The organism is Qipengyuania aurantiaca (assembly GCF_019711375.1).
Lineage (GTDB): Bacteria > Pseudomonadota > Alphaproteobacteria > Sphingomonadales > Sphingomonadaceae > Qipengyuania > Qipengyuania aurantiaca.
The window spans coordinates 1,247,055-1,262,453 of sequence record NZ_CP081295.1; the positions used below are offsets into that span (position 1 = coordinate 1,247,055).

The window sequence follows — 15,399 nt, forward strand, 5'->3', positions numbered from 1 at the left end:
CAAATGTCGTTGGTCGAGCTGCTTCCGAGCGTAATATCGAAAATCGATATTGCAACTTGCCGAAAAGCGATGCGGCGAATATTGAAAATCAATAAATTGCGAATCGCAGGAGTTCTTGATGTCGCCTCTCACCCTGTTTCGGAATGCCGGTCTTGCCGTGGCTGCCCTCGCGGCAACCGGCCTTGCCACGCCTGCCGCGGCCAATCCCCAGCTCGCCTATATCGAAGGCGCGCGCGCCAGCATGGAGCGGCTTGAGCCGCGCCAGTTCCAGGCGGATGACATGCCTTACGAGCACACCGTCTCGATCGCCCTGCCGGCAAGCTATCATGCGCAGCCTGAGGCGACCTACCCGGTCGTCTGGGTCATGGACAACGCGCTGATGACACGGTCGGTTGTGGCGATGGTCGACCTGCTGGTTTCGGGCAATGACATGCCGGAAGTCATCGTGATCGGCGTGGGCAGCGACGAGACGGAGGGCCTCGCCGGCGTCCAGCGGCGCTACATGGATTTCTCGCCCCCGGTCGGCGGCAACTTTCTGCCCGACGGACTCAACGGCAAGGTGTGGGACGAGGATGTCGGCGCTCTGCCGGAAATGCCGCAGCTGGCCGACAAATACCTCGCCTTCCTCGTCGACCAGCTGCGCCCGGCGCTGTGCGGGGAACTGCGCTGCGGCGAAAGTCACACGATCCACGGCCACTCGGCGGGCGGTATGTTCGCGGCCTATGCTCTGCTCGAGCGTCCCGGTGCCTTCGACCGCGCGATCCTTGGCAGCCCGTTCATGCGCGCCAATGGCGGAGCCGTGCTCGACCGCGAGGAGGCCTTTGCCGAAAGCGGCCAGTCGCTCCCGACCGATCTCTACATCGGGGTCGGCGGGGCGGAGGCCGACGAGTGGTTTCCTGCTGTCGCCGGGATTGTCCCCGGCACCGCTGAATTCGCCAACCGACTGACCTTGCGCGGGTATGAAGGTCTGACCCTGAAAACCCGCTTCTACGACGGCGAGGACCACTATACCGTCGCGCCGCGCGTCATCATGGACGGGCTGAAATACCTGTTCCGCGAGGAAGCGGCGGCTATCGGTTCCTCCTGGCCGCAACGTCCCGAATAGGAACGGGCCGTCTCCTTGCAGCGTTTGGCGCATGAAGAGGAGAGCGCGTGATGGGCGTGATGGAAATCATCGGTATTGCCGGAAGCGTCAGCTTGCTTGCGGGCTGGCGGCTGTATCTCAGCATCTTCGCGACTGGCCTTGCCATGCGGCTGGACGCGATCCCGCTGCCCGAGCACTTGCAGAGCCTCGACGCGCTGGCCAATCCCTGGGTCATGGGCGTGGCCGCGCTTGCGGCGATTGCCGAATTCTTTGCCGACAAGGTCATGTGGCTCGACAGCGCGTGGGACGCGATCCACACTTTCGTGCGGCCTGTGGGCGGGGCGCTGCTGGCGCTCGCCATCGTCGATCCATCCGACCCGGCGACGCAGGTCGTGGCTTTCCTCCTCGGCGGCGGGGCAGCGCTGACGGCCCATGCCGGAAAGGCGGGTGCGCGCGGGGTGGTCAACGCCAGCCCCGAACCGGTGAGCAATATGGCGGTCTCGACCGTGGAGGACGTGGCCACCGTGGGGCTGCTCTATCTTGCCTATGAATACCCCTACCTTGCGGGCGGGATCGCGCTGGTGCTTCTTGCGCTGGTGGTCTGGCTGATCTGGATGGCGCGAAAGATCGTGCGCAGCCTCTTCCGGCGCAAATCCGCCGATCCGCCGCCGACCTAGCGCCTAGTCGCGGCTGAGCTGGAAGACCGCAAACTCCGCGCGCCAGTTTGTGCCGCGGGTGACCGGCTTGCCGCCCGAAAAGAACCACTCCCGTTCGACCCTGGCGTTCTTCTCTTCCGCAAGCTCGCGAAAGTCTTTCACCGTGACATGGTGGATATTCGGCGTCTCGTACCAGCTCACCGGAATGGCGCGGGTGACCGGCATCCGGCCCCCGAGCATGAGCGCCGAACGGGTGCGCCAATGCGCGAAGTTCGGGAAGGAGACGAAGGCTTGACGCCCGACACGCAGGAGCTGGTCGAGCATCTGGTCGGGCCGCGTGGCGGTCTGCAAGGTCTGGCTCAGCACGGTGTAGTCGAAGCCCTTGTCGGGATAATCGGCAAGGTCGCGATTGGCGTCGCCCTGCACGACCGAAAGGCCCTGGGCGACACAGCGTTCGACGCAGGCGCCGTCGATCTCCATCCCGCGCGCATCGACCTGCTTTTCGTCGCGCAGATGGGCAAGCAGCGCCCCATCGCCGCAGCCGATGTCCAGCACCCGCGAATGCGGCACAATGGCCTCGGCAATCGCCAGGAGGTCGGGCCGCAAGCTCATGTGAGGAAGCCTTCCACCACCCGGTCGAGCGCAGGCACGTCCAAGAGGAAGCTGTCGTGCCCGTGCGGGGCGGACAGTTCGACGAAACTCACCGCCGCCCCAGCCGCGTTGAGCGCGCGGACGACATGGCGGCTTTCGCTGGTCGGGTAGAGCCAGTCGGAATCGAAGCTGACGAGGCAGAATCGCGCGTCCGTGCCCGCAAAGGCATCGGCCAGCTTGCCGCCATGTTCGTCGGCGAGGTCGAAGTAATCCATCGCGCGGGTGATGTAGAGATAGCTGTTCGCATCGAAGCGGCGGGTGAAGCCGCTGCCCTGGTAACGCAGATAGCTTTCCACCTGAAAATCGGCGTCGAAGCCGAAGCTCTTGGCGTCCCGGTCCTGAAGGTTACGCCCGAATTTCTCGGTCAGCGCCTCTTCGGAGAGATAGGTGATGTGCGCCGCCATGCGCGCCACCGCGAGGCCGCTGTCGGGCGCTTCGCCCTCGTAGTAATCGCCGCCATTCCACCGCGGATCGGCCATCACCGCCTGCCGCCCCAACTCGTGAAAGGCGATGTTCTGCGCCGAATGGCGGCTGGTAGAGGCGATCACGAGCACCCGCGCGGCCCGCTCCGGCCAGTTGGCCGCAAGGCTCAGCGCCTGCATGCCGCCCATCGATCCGCCCACCACGGCGTGAAGTTGGCCGATGCCGAGTTCGTCGAGCAACGCGACAAGGCCGCGGACCATGTCGCGAATGGTGATGACCGGAAAGCGCATCGCATAGGGCTTGCCGTCGCTCGCTTCGCTCGCGGGGCCGGTAGAGCCCATGCAGCTGCCGATGACATTGGCGCAGATCACGTGGAAGCGGTCGGTGTCGATCGGCTTGCCCGGGCCGACCATGCGTTCCCACCAGCCGGGCTTGCCCGTAACGGGATGCGGGCTGGCGACATACTGGTCGCCGGTCAGCGCGTGGCACAGGAGGATCACGTTGGACCGGTCCTCATTCAGCGCGCCATAGGTCTCGTATGCGATGGACGCGTCCACCAGCTCTCCGCCGCCGTCGAGCGGCAGCGGATCGTTCAAACGCAGCGATTGGGATGCCCCGGCCATGAGACCGCCTGTAACCGCAGCGAAGCGGCTTGTCGAAGGGCGGATTTTCTTTCATGCGCCGAAGCCGCAATGACAGATAGACCGCAGATGAAACCCTGGATCGAGAAGATCCACGCCTATGTCCCCGGCAAGAGCAAGGGCGCGGACGGGCGCGAGCTGATCAAGCTTTCGGCCAATGAGAACCCGCTGGGATGCAGCGAGAAGGCGCTGGCGGCGCTGGCGGAACCCGCCGGGCCCGCCCGCTATCCCGATCCCGACGCCAACGCCCTGCGCGCCAAGATCGGCGAAGTCCACGGGATCGATCCGGCGCGGATCGTCTGCGGCACCGGTTCGGACGAACTGCTCAATCTGGCCGCGCAGGCGTTCGCGGGGCCGGGCGACGAAGTGCTCTACGCCCGCTTTTCGTTCGTGGTTTATGAGATCGCGGCGCGGCGCTGCGGGGCTACGCCGGTCGAAGCGCCCGATGTCGATTACGCGACCGACGTTGACCAGCTTCTGGGCGCGGTGACTGATGCGACACGCGTTGTCTTCCTTGCCAATCCTAACAATCCAACCGGCACCTTCCTGCCCCGCGCCGAGATCGAACGTTTGCATGCGGGCCTGCCCAAGGACGTGCTGCTGGTGGTCGACCAGGCCTATGGCGAATATCTCGAGGCGGGCGAGGACGATGGCGGGATGGCGCTGGCCGCCGCGCATGACAATGTGCTGGTCACGCGCACCTTCTCCAAGATTTACGGGCTTGCGGGCGAGCGGATCGGCTGGGCGACCGGCGCGCTGCATCTCATCGACGCTCTCAACCGTATCCGTGGGCCCTTCAACGTCACCAATTCGGGCCAGAAGGCGGCTATCGCCGGGCTGGACGACCAGTCCTTCGTTGCCAAATCGCGCGAGGCGAACAATCGCGAACTCGCCCGCTTTTCGGAGACTATTGCCGGAATGGGCAATCATGGCCTTCGAGGGGTGCCGAGCAAGGCGAACTTCCTGCTGGTCCTCTTCGAAGGCAAGCTTACGGCCGAGACCGCGCTCGCTGCGCTGGCCGAAGGCGGATACGCCGTGCGCCATTTGCCGGGTCAAGGCCTGCCGCATGGCCTGCGCATCACTATCGGCACGCCAGCTCAGATGGATGAGATTGCCGCAATCCTGCGAAACGCTGCCGAAGCGGCCTAGGCGTTCAGCGCGTTGATCGCGTCCAGCACGCGCGCTTCGATCTCTTCGCGGGAGAGGCCCGGCGGGATCGGTTCGCCAAAGCGATAGGTGATGGTCCCCGGCTTTTTCAGCCAGCGGTGATAGACCTTGCCGCTGCTGACCGCGACCGGCACGACTTCGAGGCCGAGCATCTTGTAGAGGCCGGCAAAGCCCGCCTGTAGCTGCCGTCGCTCGCCATGGGGAACCCGGGTGCCCTCGGGGAAGATCACCAGGGGGCGACCGTCGGCGACCATTTTCTTCGCGCTGCGGATCATACCCATCAGCATCTTCGCACCCTTGTCGCGGGCGACGGGGATGAGGCCGTAGGCCAGCGCCGCGCGGCCCCAGCCGGGGATCGCGAACAGCTCCTGCTTGGCGAAGACCGAAGGGCATTCGAGCAGATTGGGCGCGTCGATCGCTTCGAAGAAGCTCTCGTGCTTGACGGCGTAGAGCACCGGCTTGTCCGCCGGAGTTCCCTCGATCACCACCTCGGCGCCGATGATGTGCTTGAGGCACCAGCGCTGCCACTGGCCCCAGTTCCTCACCCGCCGCCGGAACGCTGCCAGCGAGAAGGGCGCACTCGCCAGCGAGGCCGCCGTTACGAGGAAGCTGCCGAGGTAAAAGAGAGGGTAGAAAAGGAGGTTACGAAGCAGGAGCATCGCTCGCGTCCGGCTCCCCTTCGCTTGTGTCTTCTTGGGCGGCCTCTTCCCCCGCATCGCCTTCAGGCAGGCCCTGCGAGACTTCGGAAGCGAGCAGCTTGTTGTATTCAAGGAACAGCGTCGCAAGGTCGGGGTGCGAAACCACCGCGTCCTTCACAATGCTGATCCCTGCCGGCAGCGTGCCCGCCACTTCGGAATAGGCGCGCGCCATGTGCCAGTTGGTGGTGACGAGGCGGGCGGAGGTGAATTCCTTCTCCTTCATCCACTGCGCCACTTCGCCAGCGTTGCTGCGCGTGTCGACCGCGAGGTAGCCCAGCGTCACGCAGCAATCCATCAGGCGGGAGGACACTTCGAACTGCTCGGCAAATTCGTTCGGCTTCACTTCGGGATCGACGCCGGAGACGAACATTTCCTTCGCCATGTTCTGCTCGACGACCTCCAGCCCGCGCGCGATCCGGCCCGGACCGCCGGTGAGCACGATCACGGCATCGGTCTCGGTCTTGGCAGCGGGTGCCGGCAAGGTCATCGCAAAGCCGAGGAAGCCAAAGGCGTAGACGAGGAAGATGGCGGCAAGCAGGCGCAGGATCACAGCGTTTTCCGTAAGGATGAAAGCACGGTCATGCGTGCCGTGTAGACGGCAATTGCGATGGCGAAAAGCGGGACGAGGGCAATCGCCATCCAATCCAGCGCGGAGAGTGACCCTCCTGCAACCATTCCCGACTGGAGCGCGGAAAACTGTCGTCCCAGCAGCAGGACGGCGGCCCCGCCGGCGACGAGGCCCAGCGTGCCGCCCGCAATCGCGTCGAGCAGGATGGAGCGCTGGAAGATCCGCGCGATCTGGTCGTCGCTGCCGCCCAGGAGGTGGACGATCTCGATCGTATCGCGATTGCCGCCCAAAGCGTTGCGTGCGGCGAGCCAGACGGCGGCAGCGGCAACGAAGCCGAGCATGGCGATCAGCGCCAGCGCCATCCATTTCAAGGCCGACAAAGCGGAGAGGACCGGGGCGAGCCATTCGGATTGCGCATCGATCCGCGCTTGCGGTGCGACCTCTTTCAACGCGGCCTCGAGACGTTCGTAAACCTGCCGGTCGCTGCGCCCCCGCAATTCGAGGTCGATCAGCGCGGGCAGCGGCACGGCTTCCATCTCTTCGTCCGTGCCCAGCCAGGGCTCGAGCAATTCGGCAATGTCGGCCTCGGGGATGACACGGAAGCCGGCGACGGCGGGGTCCTGCGCCAGCACGGTCTCGATCCGCCTGACCTGCGCCGCGCGGCTTGCCGGATCGGGTTCGATCACCTGCACCGTGGCGCGCCCGGCGACATCGCCGCGCGCGGTCGACACCATGTTCGACAAAGCGAGCGCCCCGCTTGCCGCAACCACCGTAAGCGCAACCATGATCGCGATGACCCAAGGCATCGGTCCGCCAAGGCGCGCTTGCGGCAAGAGGCCCGAAGCCCGCCGCCCACGGAACGGGGTGAGGCCGCTCTCGACCGCCTTGTCGATGGCGGGAGGGCGCTTCACGAAGGCGCTCCGACCGCGTTCTCGCGGCGCGGGGGATAGCGCAGCGCGCCGGTGGGGTCGGACAGCGTGCCCTTGGACAGCCGCATGATCATGCTGTCGGGCACCTTGCGCAACAATTGCACATCGTGGGTGGCCACCACCACGGTCGTGCCGAGGCGGTTGAGCGCTTCGAACAGGCGCAGCAACTTCACCGCCATTTCGGGATCGACATTGCCGGTCGGCTCGTCGGCGATGAGGATTTCGGGACGGCCGATCACCGCGCGGGCGATGGCCACGCGCTGCTGTTCGCCGCCCGACAGCGTGGCGGGGCGCGCCTCGGCGCGGTGGGCCAGGCCGACCCATTCGAGCATGTCGGCAACCGGTTCGCGCAAATCCGCCTCGCGCACGCCGGAGACTCGCAAGGGCAGCGCGACGTTGTCGAAGGCCGAGAGATGGTCGACGAGGCGGAAATCCTGGAACACCACGCCCATACGGCGGCGGAAGGCCGGGAGTTTGTCGCGCGGCAGGGTGATGACATCGCGCCCGAACATCCGAATGCCGCCGCGCGAGGGACGCTGCGCGAGATAGAGCAGCTTCAGGAGCGAAGTCTTGCCCGCGCCGCTCGCCCCGGTGAGGAAATAGAAGCGGCTGGAAAACAGGGTGAAGGAAATATTCGACAGCACCTCGCGCTCGGTGCCGTAGCGCAAACCGACGTTGTCGAACTGCACGATTTCGCTTTCGCGCGCGCTCATCGGAAGAATTCCGGGCCGGTCTGGAGGGGGATTTTTGCCGCCATTGTACAATTCGGAGCCTATAACGGGCCTTCGCTGGGGAAAAAAGTGTTCTGGGGCTTTCGCGCACAGCTACGCGGCTTGTCGCGATTCGCCGCTCCCTATAGAGCCTTCTTCACCATGATTATTGCCTGTCCGGCCTGCAGCACCCGCTATGTCGTGCCCGACAACGCCATCGGCGTCGATGGCCGGACCGTGCGCTGTGCGAAGTGCAAGCACTCGTGGTTCCAGGAAGGCGCCAGCGCCGAGGCCGTGACGGCGAGTGAGGATGCAGCGGCACCTGAAACCGCTCCGCCTCCGCGCCAGGCCCCGCCTCCACCGCCGCCCCCTCCCCCCGCTCCGGAACCCGAGGCGCGCGAGCCTGTCGCAGAGCGCGAGCCGGAACCTGTACCCGAGCCCGAGGCTGAAGCTGCGCCGGTTGAAGACGCGCCGACCCCTCGCCGCCGCCCCTTCCTCCGTTCGTCGGAATCCGAGGCGGAGGCCGAACCGCAGGCGCCGCGCCGCGTACGCGCCGCCGATTTCGACGAGACCCCGCCGCCCTCTTTCGGCGAGGGGCGCCATGAGAATGCCGAACCCGATTTCGACGGGCCGGTGGACGAGGAAGTGCATGAAGACGACCTCGTCTCGCGCTTCGACCACTCGCCGCCTTTCGGCCCGCGCCGCAACACTCTCAAGCTGTGGACCTGGGCCGCGGCGATCTTCGCCCTCCTCGCGGCGGGCGCGATCTTCGCCATGTCGCGCTATGGCACGCCCGACTGGTGGCCGGTCGAAAAGCCGCTCTTCGGCGAGGCGCAGCCCGACCTGACCCTATCTTTCCCGCCCGACGAGCAGCGCTGGCGCGAGCTGGAAAACAAGACCTGGATGTTCACCGCCAAGATCGAGGTCACCAACACCGCGCGCGAACCGCGCCGCCTGCCGCCGGTACTGATCGTCATGCTGAACGAGCGCGAGGACCAGATCTACAGCTGGATCGTCTCGCCCCCGCAGCCCACGCTGGCGCCGGGTGAAACCGTCACCATCGACGAGGCGCGCACCGATGTTCCACGCGGTGCGGTCTATGCCGATGTGGGCTGGGCGCCCCTCTAGTTCGCAATTCGTGAAATAGGTGCTTGCCGCCTCGCAAAGCTGTTGCTAGGGGCGCGCTCCTACCGGCGGGAGCAGGTGGTCTCACCCATGAGATTCGCTTCCGATGCAGACTGTGTGCGGTCGTGGCGGAACTGGTAGACGCGCAACGTTGAGGTCGTTGTGGCCGTAAGGCCGTGGAAGTTCGAGTCTTCTCGACCGCACCAAACAGTCCCCGGGCGAATCCAAGCAGGGTCTTCAAGCTGAGACCGCAGCCAGAATGGCGCTGTTCTGCGGGGTTTTCACAGTGAGATTTTTCGCCTGAGGTCAGAGACTGGGGCGATGAGAGACTGACTAAGCGAAATAACCGCAACATTCTCTGTCGCGGGTTTCATGACCTCACCCGAGATTGAACGGCACGATCTCGATTAGCGCGCGAGCCCGAGAAGGCGTTCCTGCTCTTCCCATCAGAGCGGCATATCCGTGTTCAACAGTCGCGCACGTGTAACATGCCGTGGCTGCTCGCCGCTCAGGATGGCTTCGACGATCCTCGGGCTGAGCCACGATAGTCGCAGAAGTTTCGTCAACTGCTTGCGGCATCGTCCTTCACGTTTGCCGAGTTGGCTGAGGCTCAGTCGCGATGATGCGAGCACCAGGGCTTGCACGTCCATCGCATTGACCAAGACCTGTACGAGTTGCTGGTTTTGCTTGCGACCGCCCCTCTCTTCATCGATCCGCAACTTGGCTTCCCTGAATGGCTTGCGAGAGGGAAGCGGAATGCTCCATTTCAGCACTTCGCTGGCTTTCAAGTCGAGCGCCCTGGCATTGAGCTGCAAGTCCAACGTCTCATCGCCGCATCGGACAGAAGCGATAAGATCGCTTATATCGGCTTCGGCTATATTACACCGCGAGCCGTTGCGTAGACGCTGTGCACCTTCGAGCATCGCTTTGAGTCGCCCAGCATCTGAAAGCCCCGCCAGCCTGCGAAGCGCATGTTCGTCATTCAGCAAAACGGCGAGGTGCTGAATGCTTCTCAAGCTTGGCCTGGGACCACCGTGTCGCAGGAGCATCGCTTGGCTTGGCCAAATTTTTTCGGGTCTCATAGTAAGCATAGCGCCTGCTGCCCTTACTCGCATATGTCGGCACCATCGGGCGACCTTGGCAATCGCTCAGGAGATCACGCAGCATCGCTTTTTGAGGGGCGTTTGTTGAACGCTTGCGCGGAGGCGCCTTTTGCCTAAGCCGATCTTGTACCGCGTCCCATAGCGCCTCGTCGACGATGGCCTCATGCTCGCCATCATAGGCTTTACCCTTGTGTACGATCTTGCCCCGATAGATCGGGTTCTTGAGCAGGTGGGACAGGCTTCCGCGCTTGAACGGAATGCCGCCCCTGTGCGGTCCGCTCGTCCGACCCTGTATCTTGGTTCGAATACCCTCAGCCTCAAGCTGAGCGATCAACTCTTTCGCGGAGCTCGAAGCGATGTTGCGGCGCATGATGTTGCGGACTCGCTCGGCTTCCTCCGGAACCGGAACCAGCTTGCGTTCGACTACCTCATAGCCCAGCGGAACCGGGCCTCCCATCCACAGGCCCTTTTTCTTGGAAGCCGCAATTTTGTCGCGGATGCGCTCGCCGGTTACCTCGCGCTCGAACTGGGCGAACGAGAGCAGGACGTTAAGCGTCAGTCGACTCATGCTGTTGGTGGTGTTGAACGCTTGGATGACCGATACGAAGCTTGCCTCCTTCGCATCAAGCCGCTCGACGATCTTGGCAAAGTCAGCAAGCGACCGGGTGAGGCGATCGACCTTGTAGACCACGATAACATCAACAAGGTCTGCCTCGATATCTTCCATCAATGCCTTAAGGCCCGGTCGCTCCATATTGCCGCCGGAGTACCCGCCGTCGTCATAGTGGCGCTCGACCAACAACCAGCCTTCGTGTCGCTGGCTAAGGATGTATGCTTCGCAGGCCTCGCGCTGGGCGTGGAGGCTGTTGAACTCCTGCTCCAGGCCATCCTCAGTCGACTTGCGGGTGTAGACGGCGCAGCGCAGCGTTTTCATGTCAGCCCGAAGAAGCGCGGGCCGTTCAAATGAGACCCGGTGATGGCCTTGGCGACCGCCGAAAGCGACCGGTAGGTTTTGCCGCTATGCTCGAACCCATTTCCCAGAACCGTCACCGTGTGACCCTCGCCGTGCCAGTCACGAACTAGCTGAGTGCCGGGCGTTAGGTTACGTGGTACAAAGGTGGTGGCTTCCGGTTTTCGCGAACTTGCATTCGCGTTCTGGCGCAGCAACCTCTGCGACTCGCGGCTCAGTCCTCCAAGCCGCTGTTTCTGCAGCTCATAGCCGAGACCAAGGCGCAGCAGGTCAGGCGACAGGTTAGGAGCAGGCGCGCCCATGCGGCGCGCCCACTCTCCCTTGAGTTGTCCCGCTGGAAGCCCAGGTAGATCGGCCAGCTGTAACTGTTTGACGCTGCCCATCAGCCTTGCTTCTCCTCGGCTTCGACGGGCGTCAACTTGTAGATGCTGGTGCCCTTATCGTTCTTGTAGCGAACGACCTCTCGGCCCTTCTTGCGCAATCCGGTCATGAAGGCGCGGCAGCTATGGCTCTGCCATCCTGTCGCCTTGCAAATGGCTTCAAGGTCCGCGCCATCCTCACGCTCGAGCAGTTCCTTGACGGCCGAGGCTTTCGTGGCCTTTGTGGCCATCGGCCTTTTAGCAGCGGTTTTCTTGTTTGCAGTCGTCGTCATGAGTGGTTCTCCATTGCGGAAAGCAGCACCATGCTGCTCCCACCACCCATTGCCCCGATCGCAGCCAGCGTCGGAGCAGCGACGCTCAAACGCCGTGCTTCACTGACAACACCCATGCTTCGTTTGCGGGGGAAGTCGAATGGTTTCTGGTTGACGCGCAAATGTCGGCTTTGCGTCCCCATATCGGTCATTTGCGGATAACAAGTGACACCCCAAAAGCTGTCTTTTGAACCGGATCCTGAGCGGTATCCCACACTCAGTTGATTGAACGCTGATATCGCTGCGAAATACTGCGAACGGCGCGAGAATACGCGGGCCGAAGCTTAGCGCAATCGGCACGCCGACCGCACTACGTCTAGTTTCCCCCGTCTATCAATGAGCCTCAAGCTGACCGCCTTCAAACGAAGGCGGTTTTTAGCTTGAGACGAAATACAGGATCGCTCGCCTTAGCCCTCAATTCTTACTCTCGACACTCAGTTCCAACGCGACCATTGTTCTGGCTTGGAAAATCAGGAAACTGGCTGCATCCGATACGGGCGTCGCGACGTGGAACCCTTGCCTTGCGGCAAAGCCGTCTACAAGCTTCTTGTTTGCCAACCTGTCATCGGTCCCGCGCAGTATAGTGACAGGCGCTTCTACATTCTGGGCTAGCTCGCTCCAGTCGATGGCATAGATCTCGAGCTCCTCTGTCGCAGCCTGAAACCCGTACCGAAAAATTTCGAGCATTGCATCGCGGAGGAATTCGCGGATTTCGGGCCTGGCGGCAAAAACACGATCAGGCGGCGAATCTTGAAAGAATGTGTCGAGATAGTTGGTATCAAGACCTTTTCGGATCTTGGCTACGACCGCGCGCACATAAAGTCGCATTGCGGCAGGCAGTCGGCGCGCCAACTGCAGCGGCAACCGATGGCCGAGCCCAAGTTGGGCAAGGTCTTCGTCGGTTGCGATGGGAACCGCAGGTCCGGCAATTAGGACCCTGCTGCAAACCTCCGGATAGGACTGCGCAAAGGCCAAAGCAAAAGCCGTGCCTCCCGAGGCCGCGAGCACGGCGACTTCTTTTATTCCCAATATGTCGAGCAGTTGCGCGCAGCGACGGGCAAATTCTCGCGCCATTGCCACACCGCTGCCTTCATCGGCAGTACGGCCACAATAGGGGCGCCAAGGCGCGATGATCCGCAAGCCAGCGGAAGAGAACGCCTCCCCGGTCTCCTTCGGCAAGAAAGGTCCGCCGAACAGCGGATGAAAATAAAGGACGGGCCGACCCGCCACCGGGCCGTAAAATTCGACCCGCACATCGATTCCGCCAAGGAGGTAGCCGTCCTGCGAGGATGCGCTATCGGCTTTCGCGAGGCCTTCCGGACGCACCTTGTGCACCTCTCGATAACCACCATAGAGAGCAATCAATTCGCCCTGCGAGCCGAGGGAGAGCTTGGCGAGAAGGCGCTTTAGCTGGTTGCGCACCGTGCCAAGCGAAGTGCCCCGCTCTTCAGCCAGCAAACGCAGGCTCCCACGCTCCAGAACTTCGCGCAAGATCGCTTCCTCGGCGCCTGTCAGTGCAAAATCGTCGGCGAAGCGCGCGGCGCTGTCGCGATCCCACCGCAGGGGTATTGGCCGCAAGGTGGCGGTCCCCGAGAGCCCGGGTGTCGGAAGGACGAGATGCGGGATCGGCCGCTGCTCGTCTCCATCCAGCAAAAGGCTGACAATGCCCTGGTCCTGCAGGCCCGCGCTCACCGCCTTCACGAGTTCGCGGTCCTGAACGGCGCGGTCGGCTGGCCAGATGTTGGTGGGGAGAAATTCGCCCACCCTCACATTTGGCAAGGCGGAACTGGGCACCTGCAGGGCCAGTCGTCCGTCCAGGTGGATATCCTTCGCCGCCGCGTCTTGCTTCGCGTCGGCGCCTGCCGCTCCGCTCTCGGCAAGCAGGCGGTCGGCTTGCTCGAAATGAAATGCGAGGTCCGCGGAAGGATCGTCGAGCACACCCTTGTCGGCGAGCAGCGCCAGCGACGGGCGCAGGAGCAGAAGCCGCGCTGGATCGTGCGCAACCGCATAGATAGCAGCGATCAGGCGGCTTCGTTCGCTTGGCTGATCCATAGTCTTCGCAACCCTGGCTGGCGATCCCTGTCGCGGTGCTTCGCTTGTCAAAAAAATGGGGCCACCCGACACTTCGCGGGTGGCCCCGGCGGGACCCACGATGGCAGGCATCGTGACGGGTCGCAACTTCGTCCCGCCCAATCGGATTACCTGTTGCCGCTTTCTTTTAACGCCGGAAAAATCCGCCCCCATGTCCCAGATGGGATATTCCGGCCATACACTCGCTCCCGCTAGCCTTTCGCGCAGACACTCAGTCCAGCGGATCGCAACGCTCACATGACCGACACAACACACTCGGCGGGTATCGAGGATATCGTCGCGCAAACCTATTCCGCCATTGCGCGGCCTGACAGCGTTATCGATCTGCTCGGTACACTCGGCAGGGCTCCGCGCGAGCCTACGCGCGCGCTCGACACGCATCTCGCCAACGCGGCCGACATTATCGACCAGATGTATCCGCTGAGCGCGGAAGATCTCGCTTCTCTCGACACGCGACCGGGGACGGATTTCGATTGCGATCTGGCCATCGATAGCGCCTTCCGGGTTCTCCATGTCGACTGCGCCCTGCTCGACCAAACCCGCTTTGTGGTCGAAGAATTGCTGCCCGACTGGGCGCTAGACAATGTCGCGCGCGGTTCGTCCGAACGAGACCGCATACCGCGCGATGACCAGCCCGGGCTCGTCCGGCTTCATTGCCGCGAGGATGACGAGGACGGCAGCTGGTTCGTGGTGCGCCGCATCGCGGAGGATGGCAGGCCAGACCAGATCCGATTTTTCGCGCTGCGTATGCAATGGGACAATGCGCACGGCGTCGCGTTCCAGGACGCGCTTGGCCTTTCCGATGTCGAGACCATGATGCTGCGCCATCTCGTGCGCGGCGGGACCTTGCGCAGCTTTGCCGACGGCCGCAAGAGGTCCCTCGGGACGGTTCGCAACCAGATGAAAGTGCTCCAGCGCAAGCTGGCCGTTCGCTCGAAAGAAGAAGTGCTGCTCCTATACGCGGGATTTGTCGGGACGCTGGAAAGCAACGCCGGAGGGACAGCCCAAGCGCAGCACGTGTGTTCGAACGTCATGCCTACGCGCAACGGGTCACTGGCGTGGGAGGAGCTTGGCGATCCGTCCGGAAAGCCTGTCGTGTTTTTCCATCCGCTCGAAGGCGCTCTGCTTCCGAACTCGGCGGAGCGTGCCTTTCGCCAGCAGGGGGTTCGCATCCTTGCTCCATGGCGCCCGTTCCACGGCGAGACCACGGGAAGCGGCTTCGGGCTCGACGGCATGGAGGGTTTCGCGCGCGACATCGCAGAGTGGCTGACCCATCTCGGGATCGATCAGGCCACCTGCTTCGCAACGCAAGCCGGAGCGCCGTATATGGCGGCGGCCCTGCACTACGCTCCGCAGCGCTTCTCCCGCGCCTTCGGCTTCGGTGCCTTCCTGCCGATCGGCAACGAAGCGGAGATGGCGCTCATCCCGATAAGCCATCGCCTGTCGATCAGGGCGGTTCGCGCCTCGCCCGCTTTTGCGCGCATGTACCAGCGCGGCATGCTGGCTTCGGTCGGCAAGGGAAACCTCGCCCGCTTCGTGGAAAATTTCTACGAGGGTCACGATCGCGAACTGGCCGCGGTGCGTCACCCGGAAGTACTCAGCGTCATGCGCCGGTCGGCCAGCTATGCCCTTGCCAATTCCATCGACGGGGCAATCGACACCATGCAATCATGGGCGAGCGACTGGTCGTCGCTGCTGGTATCGAGAGAGGTTCCGCTTACCTTGTTCTATGGAAGTGAGGATGCGAATATGGGGCCGCCTCTCGTCGAGGCGATCGCGCGGCGACTTCGCCTTTCCGAACCGCAATTTCTCGACGACGCCGGCAGCTTCTTCCTGATCGACGCCCCGCAAAAGCTTGCCGAAATCTTAAGCAGGGACTGAGAAAACCGCTT

16 protein-coding genes and 1 tRNA gene are annotated in these 15,399 nt (G+C 63.4%); 6 read left to right on the forward strand and 11 right to left on the reverse strand.

What is annotated here, in order from left to right:
• Window positions 1-118: 118 nt before the first annotated feature.
• Together K3148_RS06130 and K3148_RS06135 are read left to right on the forward strand one after the other, a co-directional pair.
• Window positions 119-1,105: an alpha/beta hydrolase gene (locus tag K3148_RS06130; RefSeq protein ID WP_221426418.1), complete on the forward strand. Its 987-nt coding sequence runs from the start codon at window positions 119-121 to the stop codon at window positions 1,103-1,105.
• 50 nt (window positions 1,106-1,155) lie between these two features.
• Window positions 1,156-1,761, forward strand: a complete 606-nt coding sequence (locus K3148_RS06135) for a DUF4126 domain-containing protein (protein WP_221426419.1) — start codon at window positions 1,156-1,158, stop codon at window positions 1,759-1,761.
• Window positions 1,762-1,764: 3 nt separating this feature from the next.
• On the opposite strand, the gene metW is transcribed toward K3148_RS06135, so the two are convergent.
• Window positions 1,765-2,352: a methionine biosynthesis protein MetW gene (gene metW, locus K3148_RS06140; RefSeq protein WP_221426420.1), complete on the reverse strand. Its 588-nt coding sequence runs from the start codon at window positions 2,350-2,352 to the stop codon at window positions 1,765-1,767.
• Complete coding sequence (gene metX, locus K3148_RS06145) at window positions 2,349-3,437, reverse strand: homoserine O-acetyltransferase MetX (RefSeq protein ID WP_221426421.1); 1,089 nt, start codon at window positions 3,435-3,437, stop codon at window positions 2,349-2,351. Before metX ends, metW begins: the two co-directional genes overlap by 4 nt.
• Window positions 3,438-3,506: 69 nt before the next feature.
• On the opposite strand from metX, the gene hisC reads away from it, so the two are divergent.
• Window positions 3,507-4,604 carry a histidinol-phosphate transaminase gene (hisC, locus tag K3148_RS06150; protein ID WP_221426422.1) on the forward strand — a complete coding sequence of 366 codons (1,098 nt, stop codon included), beginning with the start codon at window positions 3,507-3,509 and terminating at the stop codon, window positions 4,602-4,604.
• On the opposite strand, the gene K3148_RS06155 is transcribed toward hisC, so the two are convergent.
• Genes K3148_RS06155 through ftsE form a run of 4 tightly spaced genes read right to left on the reverse strand, consistent with a single transcriptional unit; the run spans window position 4,601 to window position 7,530 of the window.
• Window positions 4,601-5,281 (reverse strand): lysophospholipid acyltransferase family protein, encoded by a 681-nt coding sequence (locus K3148_RS06155; RefSeq protein WP_221426423.1) that lies wholly within the window; start codon window positions 5,279-5,281, stop codon window positions 4,601-4,603. The genes hisC and K3148_RS06155 overlap by 4 nt on opposite strands.
• The gene (locus K3148_RS06160) at window positions 5,265-5,870 is read right to left on the reverse strand and encodes a YdcF family protein (RefSeq protein WP_221426424.1); all 606 of its coding nucleotides are present in this window, start codon (window positions 5,868-5,870) and stop codon (window positions 5,265-5,267) included. Before K3148_RS06160 ends, K3148_RS06155 begins: the two co-directional genes overlap by 17 nt.
• Window positions 5,867-6,799: a cell division protein FtsX gene (locus K3148_RS06165; RefSeq protein WP_221426425.1), complete on the reverse strand. Its 933-nt coding sequence runs from the start codon at window positions 6,797-6,799 to the stop codon at window positions 5,867-5,869. Before K3148_RS06165 ends, K3148_RS06160 begins: the two co-directional genes overlap by 4 nt.
• Window positions 6,796-7,530, reverse strand: coding sequence for a cell division ATP-binding protein FtsE (gene ftsE / locus K3148_RS06170; protein WP_221426426.1), 735 nt, complete (start codon window positions 7,528-7,530; stop codon window positions 6,796-6,798). Before ftsE ends, K3148_RS06165 begins: the two co-directional genes overlap by 4 nt.
• A gap of 159 nt (window positions 7,531-7,689) precedes the next feature.
• On the opposite strand from ftsE, the gene K3148_RS06175 reads away from it, so the two are divergent.
• Together K3148_RS06175 and K3148_RS06180 are read left to right on the forward strand one after the other, a co-directional pair.
• Complete coding sequence (locus tag K3148_RS06175; RefSeq protein WP_221426427.1) at window positions 7,690-8,655, forward strand: zinc-ribbon domain-containing protein; 966 nt, start codon at window positions 7,690-7,692, stop codon at window positions 8,653-8,655.
• A gap of 116 nt (window positions 8,656-8,771) precedes the next feature.
• Window positions 8,772-8,858: transfer RNA gene (locus tag K3148_RS06180), tRNA-Leu, on the forward strand.
• Window positions 8,859-9,098: 240 nt separating this feature from the next.
• On the opposite strand, the gene K3148_RS06185 is transcribed toward K3148_RS06180, so the two are convergent.
• The 5 genes from K3148_RS06185 to K3148_RS06205 form a co-directional block, all read right to left on the reverse strand.
• Window positions 9,099-9,641, reverse strand: coding sequence for a hypothetical protein (locus tag K3148_RS06185; protein WP_221426428.1), 543 nt, complete (start codon window positions 9,639-9,641; stop codon window positions 9,099-9,101).
• Window positions 9,631-10,689 (reverse strand): recombinase family protein, encoded by a 1,059-nt coding sequence (locus K3148_RS06190; RefSeq protein ID WP_221426429.1) that lies wholly within the window; start codon window positions 10,687-10,689, stop codon window positions 9,631-9,633. Before K3148_RS06190 ends, K3148_RS06185 begins: the two co-directional genes overlap by 11 nt.
• Window positions 10,686-11,108 (reverse strand): DUF2924 domain-containing protein, encoded by a 423-nt coding sequence (locus tag K3148_RS06195; protein WP_221426430.1) that lies wholly within the window; start codon window positions 11,106-11,108, stop codon window positions 10,686-10,688. The genes K3148_RS06190 and K3148_RS06195 overlap by 4 nt, the downstream gene beginning before the upstream one ends.
• A complete protein-coding gene (locus K3148_RS06200) occupies window positions 11,108-11,377 on the reverse strand; it encodes a DUF3489 domain-containing protein (RefSeq protein ID WP_221426431.1) in 270 nt (89 codons plus the stop codon). The genes K3148_RS06195 and K3148_RS06200 overlap by 1 nt, the downstream gene beginning before the upstream one ends.
• Before the next feature lie 453 nt (window positions 11,378-11,830).
• Window positions 11,831-13,468 (reverse strand): bifunctional helix-turn-helix transcriptional regulator/alpha/beta hydrolase, encoded by a 1,638-nt coding sequence (locus K3148_RS06205; RefSeq protein ID WP_221426432.1) that lies wholly within the window; start codon window positions 13,466-13,468, stop codon window positions 11,831-11,833.
• A 276-nt stretch (window positions 13,469-13,744) separates the two neighbouring features.
• Between K3148_RS06205 and K3148_RS06210 the strand changes: the two genes are divergently transcribed.
• Window positions 13,745-15,388 (forward strand): bifunctional helix-turn-helix transcriptional regulator/alpha/beta hydrolase, encoded by a 1,644-nt coding sequence (locus K3148_RS06210; RefSeq protein WP_221426433.1) that lies wholly within the window; start codon window positions 13,745-13,747, stop codon window positions 15,386-15,388.
• Window positions 15,389-15,399 lie beyond the last annotated feature (11 nt).

What these genes read in the sequence shown, in the direction of transcription:
- K3148_RS06130 (WP_221426418.1), top strand. Translation starts at nt 119, where the DNA reads ATGTCGCCTCTCACCCTGTTTCGGAATGCCGGTCTTGCCGTGGCTGCC.
- ftsE (WP_221426426.1), bottom strand. Translation starts at nt 7,530, where the DNA reads ATGAGCGCGCGCGAAAGCGAAATCGTGCAGTTCGACAACGTCGGTTTG.
- K3148_RS06175 (WP_221426427.1), top strand. Translation starts at nt 7,690, where the DNA reads ATGATTATTGCCTGTCCGGCCTGCAGCACCCGCTATGTCGTGCCCGAC.
- K3148_RS06195 (WP_221426430.1), bottom strand. Translation starts at nt 11,108, where the DNA reads ATGGGCAGCGTCAAACAGTTACAGCTGGCCGATCTACCTGGGCTTCCA.
- K3148_RS06155 (WP_221426423.1), bottom strand. Translation starts at nt 5,281, where the DNA reads ATGCTCCTGCTTCGTAACCTCCTTTTCTACCCTCTCTTTTACCTCGGC.
- K3148_RS06200 (WP_221426431.1), bottom strand. Translation starts at nt 11,377, where the DNA reads ATGACGACGACTGCAAACAAGAAAACCGCTGCTAAAAGGCCGATGGCC.
- K3148_RS06210 (WP_221426433.1), top strand. Translation starts at nt 13,745, where the DNA reads ATGACCGACACAACACACTCGGCGGGTATCGAGGATATCGTCGCGCAA.
- metX (WP_221426421.1), bottom strand. Translation starts at nt 3,437, where the DNA reads ATGGCCGGGGCATCCCAATCGCTGCGTTTGAACGATCCGCTGCCGCTC.
- K3148_RS06205 (WP_221426432.1), bottom strand. Translation starts at nt 13,468, where the DNA reads ATGGATCAGCCAAGCGAACGAAGCCGCCTGATCGCTGCTATCTATGCG.
- K3148_RS06190 (WP_221426429.1), bottom strand. Translation starts at nt 10,689, where the DNA reads ATGAAAACGCTGCGCTGCGCCGTCTACACCCGCAAGTCGACTGAGGAT.
- K3148_RS06135 (WP_221426419.1), top strand. Translation starts at nt 1,156, where the DNA reads ATGGGCGTGATGGAAATCATCGGTATTGCCGGAAGCGTCAGCTTGCTT.
- metW (WP_221426420.1), bottom strand. Translation starts at nt 2,352, where the DNA reads ATGAGCTTGCGGCCCGACCTCCTGGCGATTGCCGAGGCCATTGTGCCG.
- hisC (WP_221426422.1), top strand. Translation starts at nt 3,507, where the DNA reads ATGACAGATAGACCGCAGATGAAACCCTGGATCGAGAAGATCCACGCC.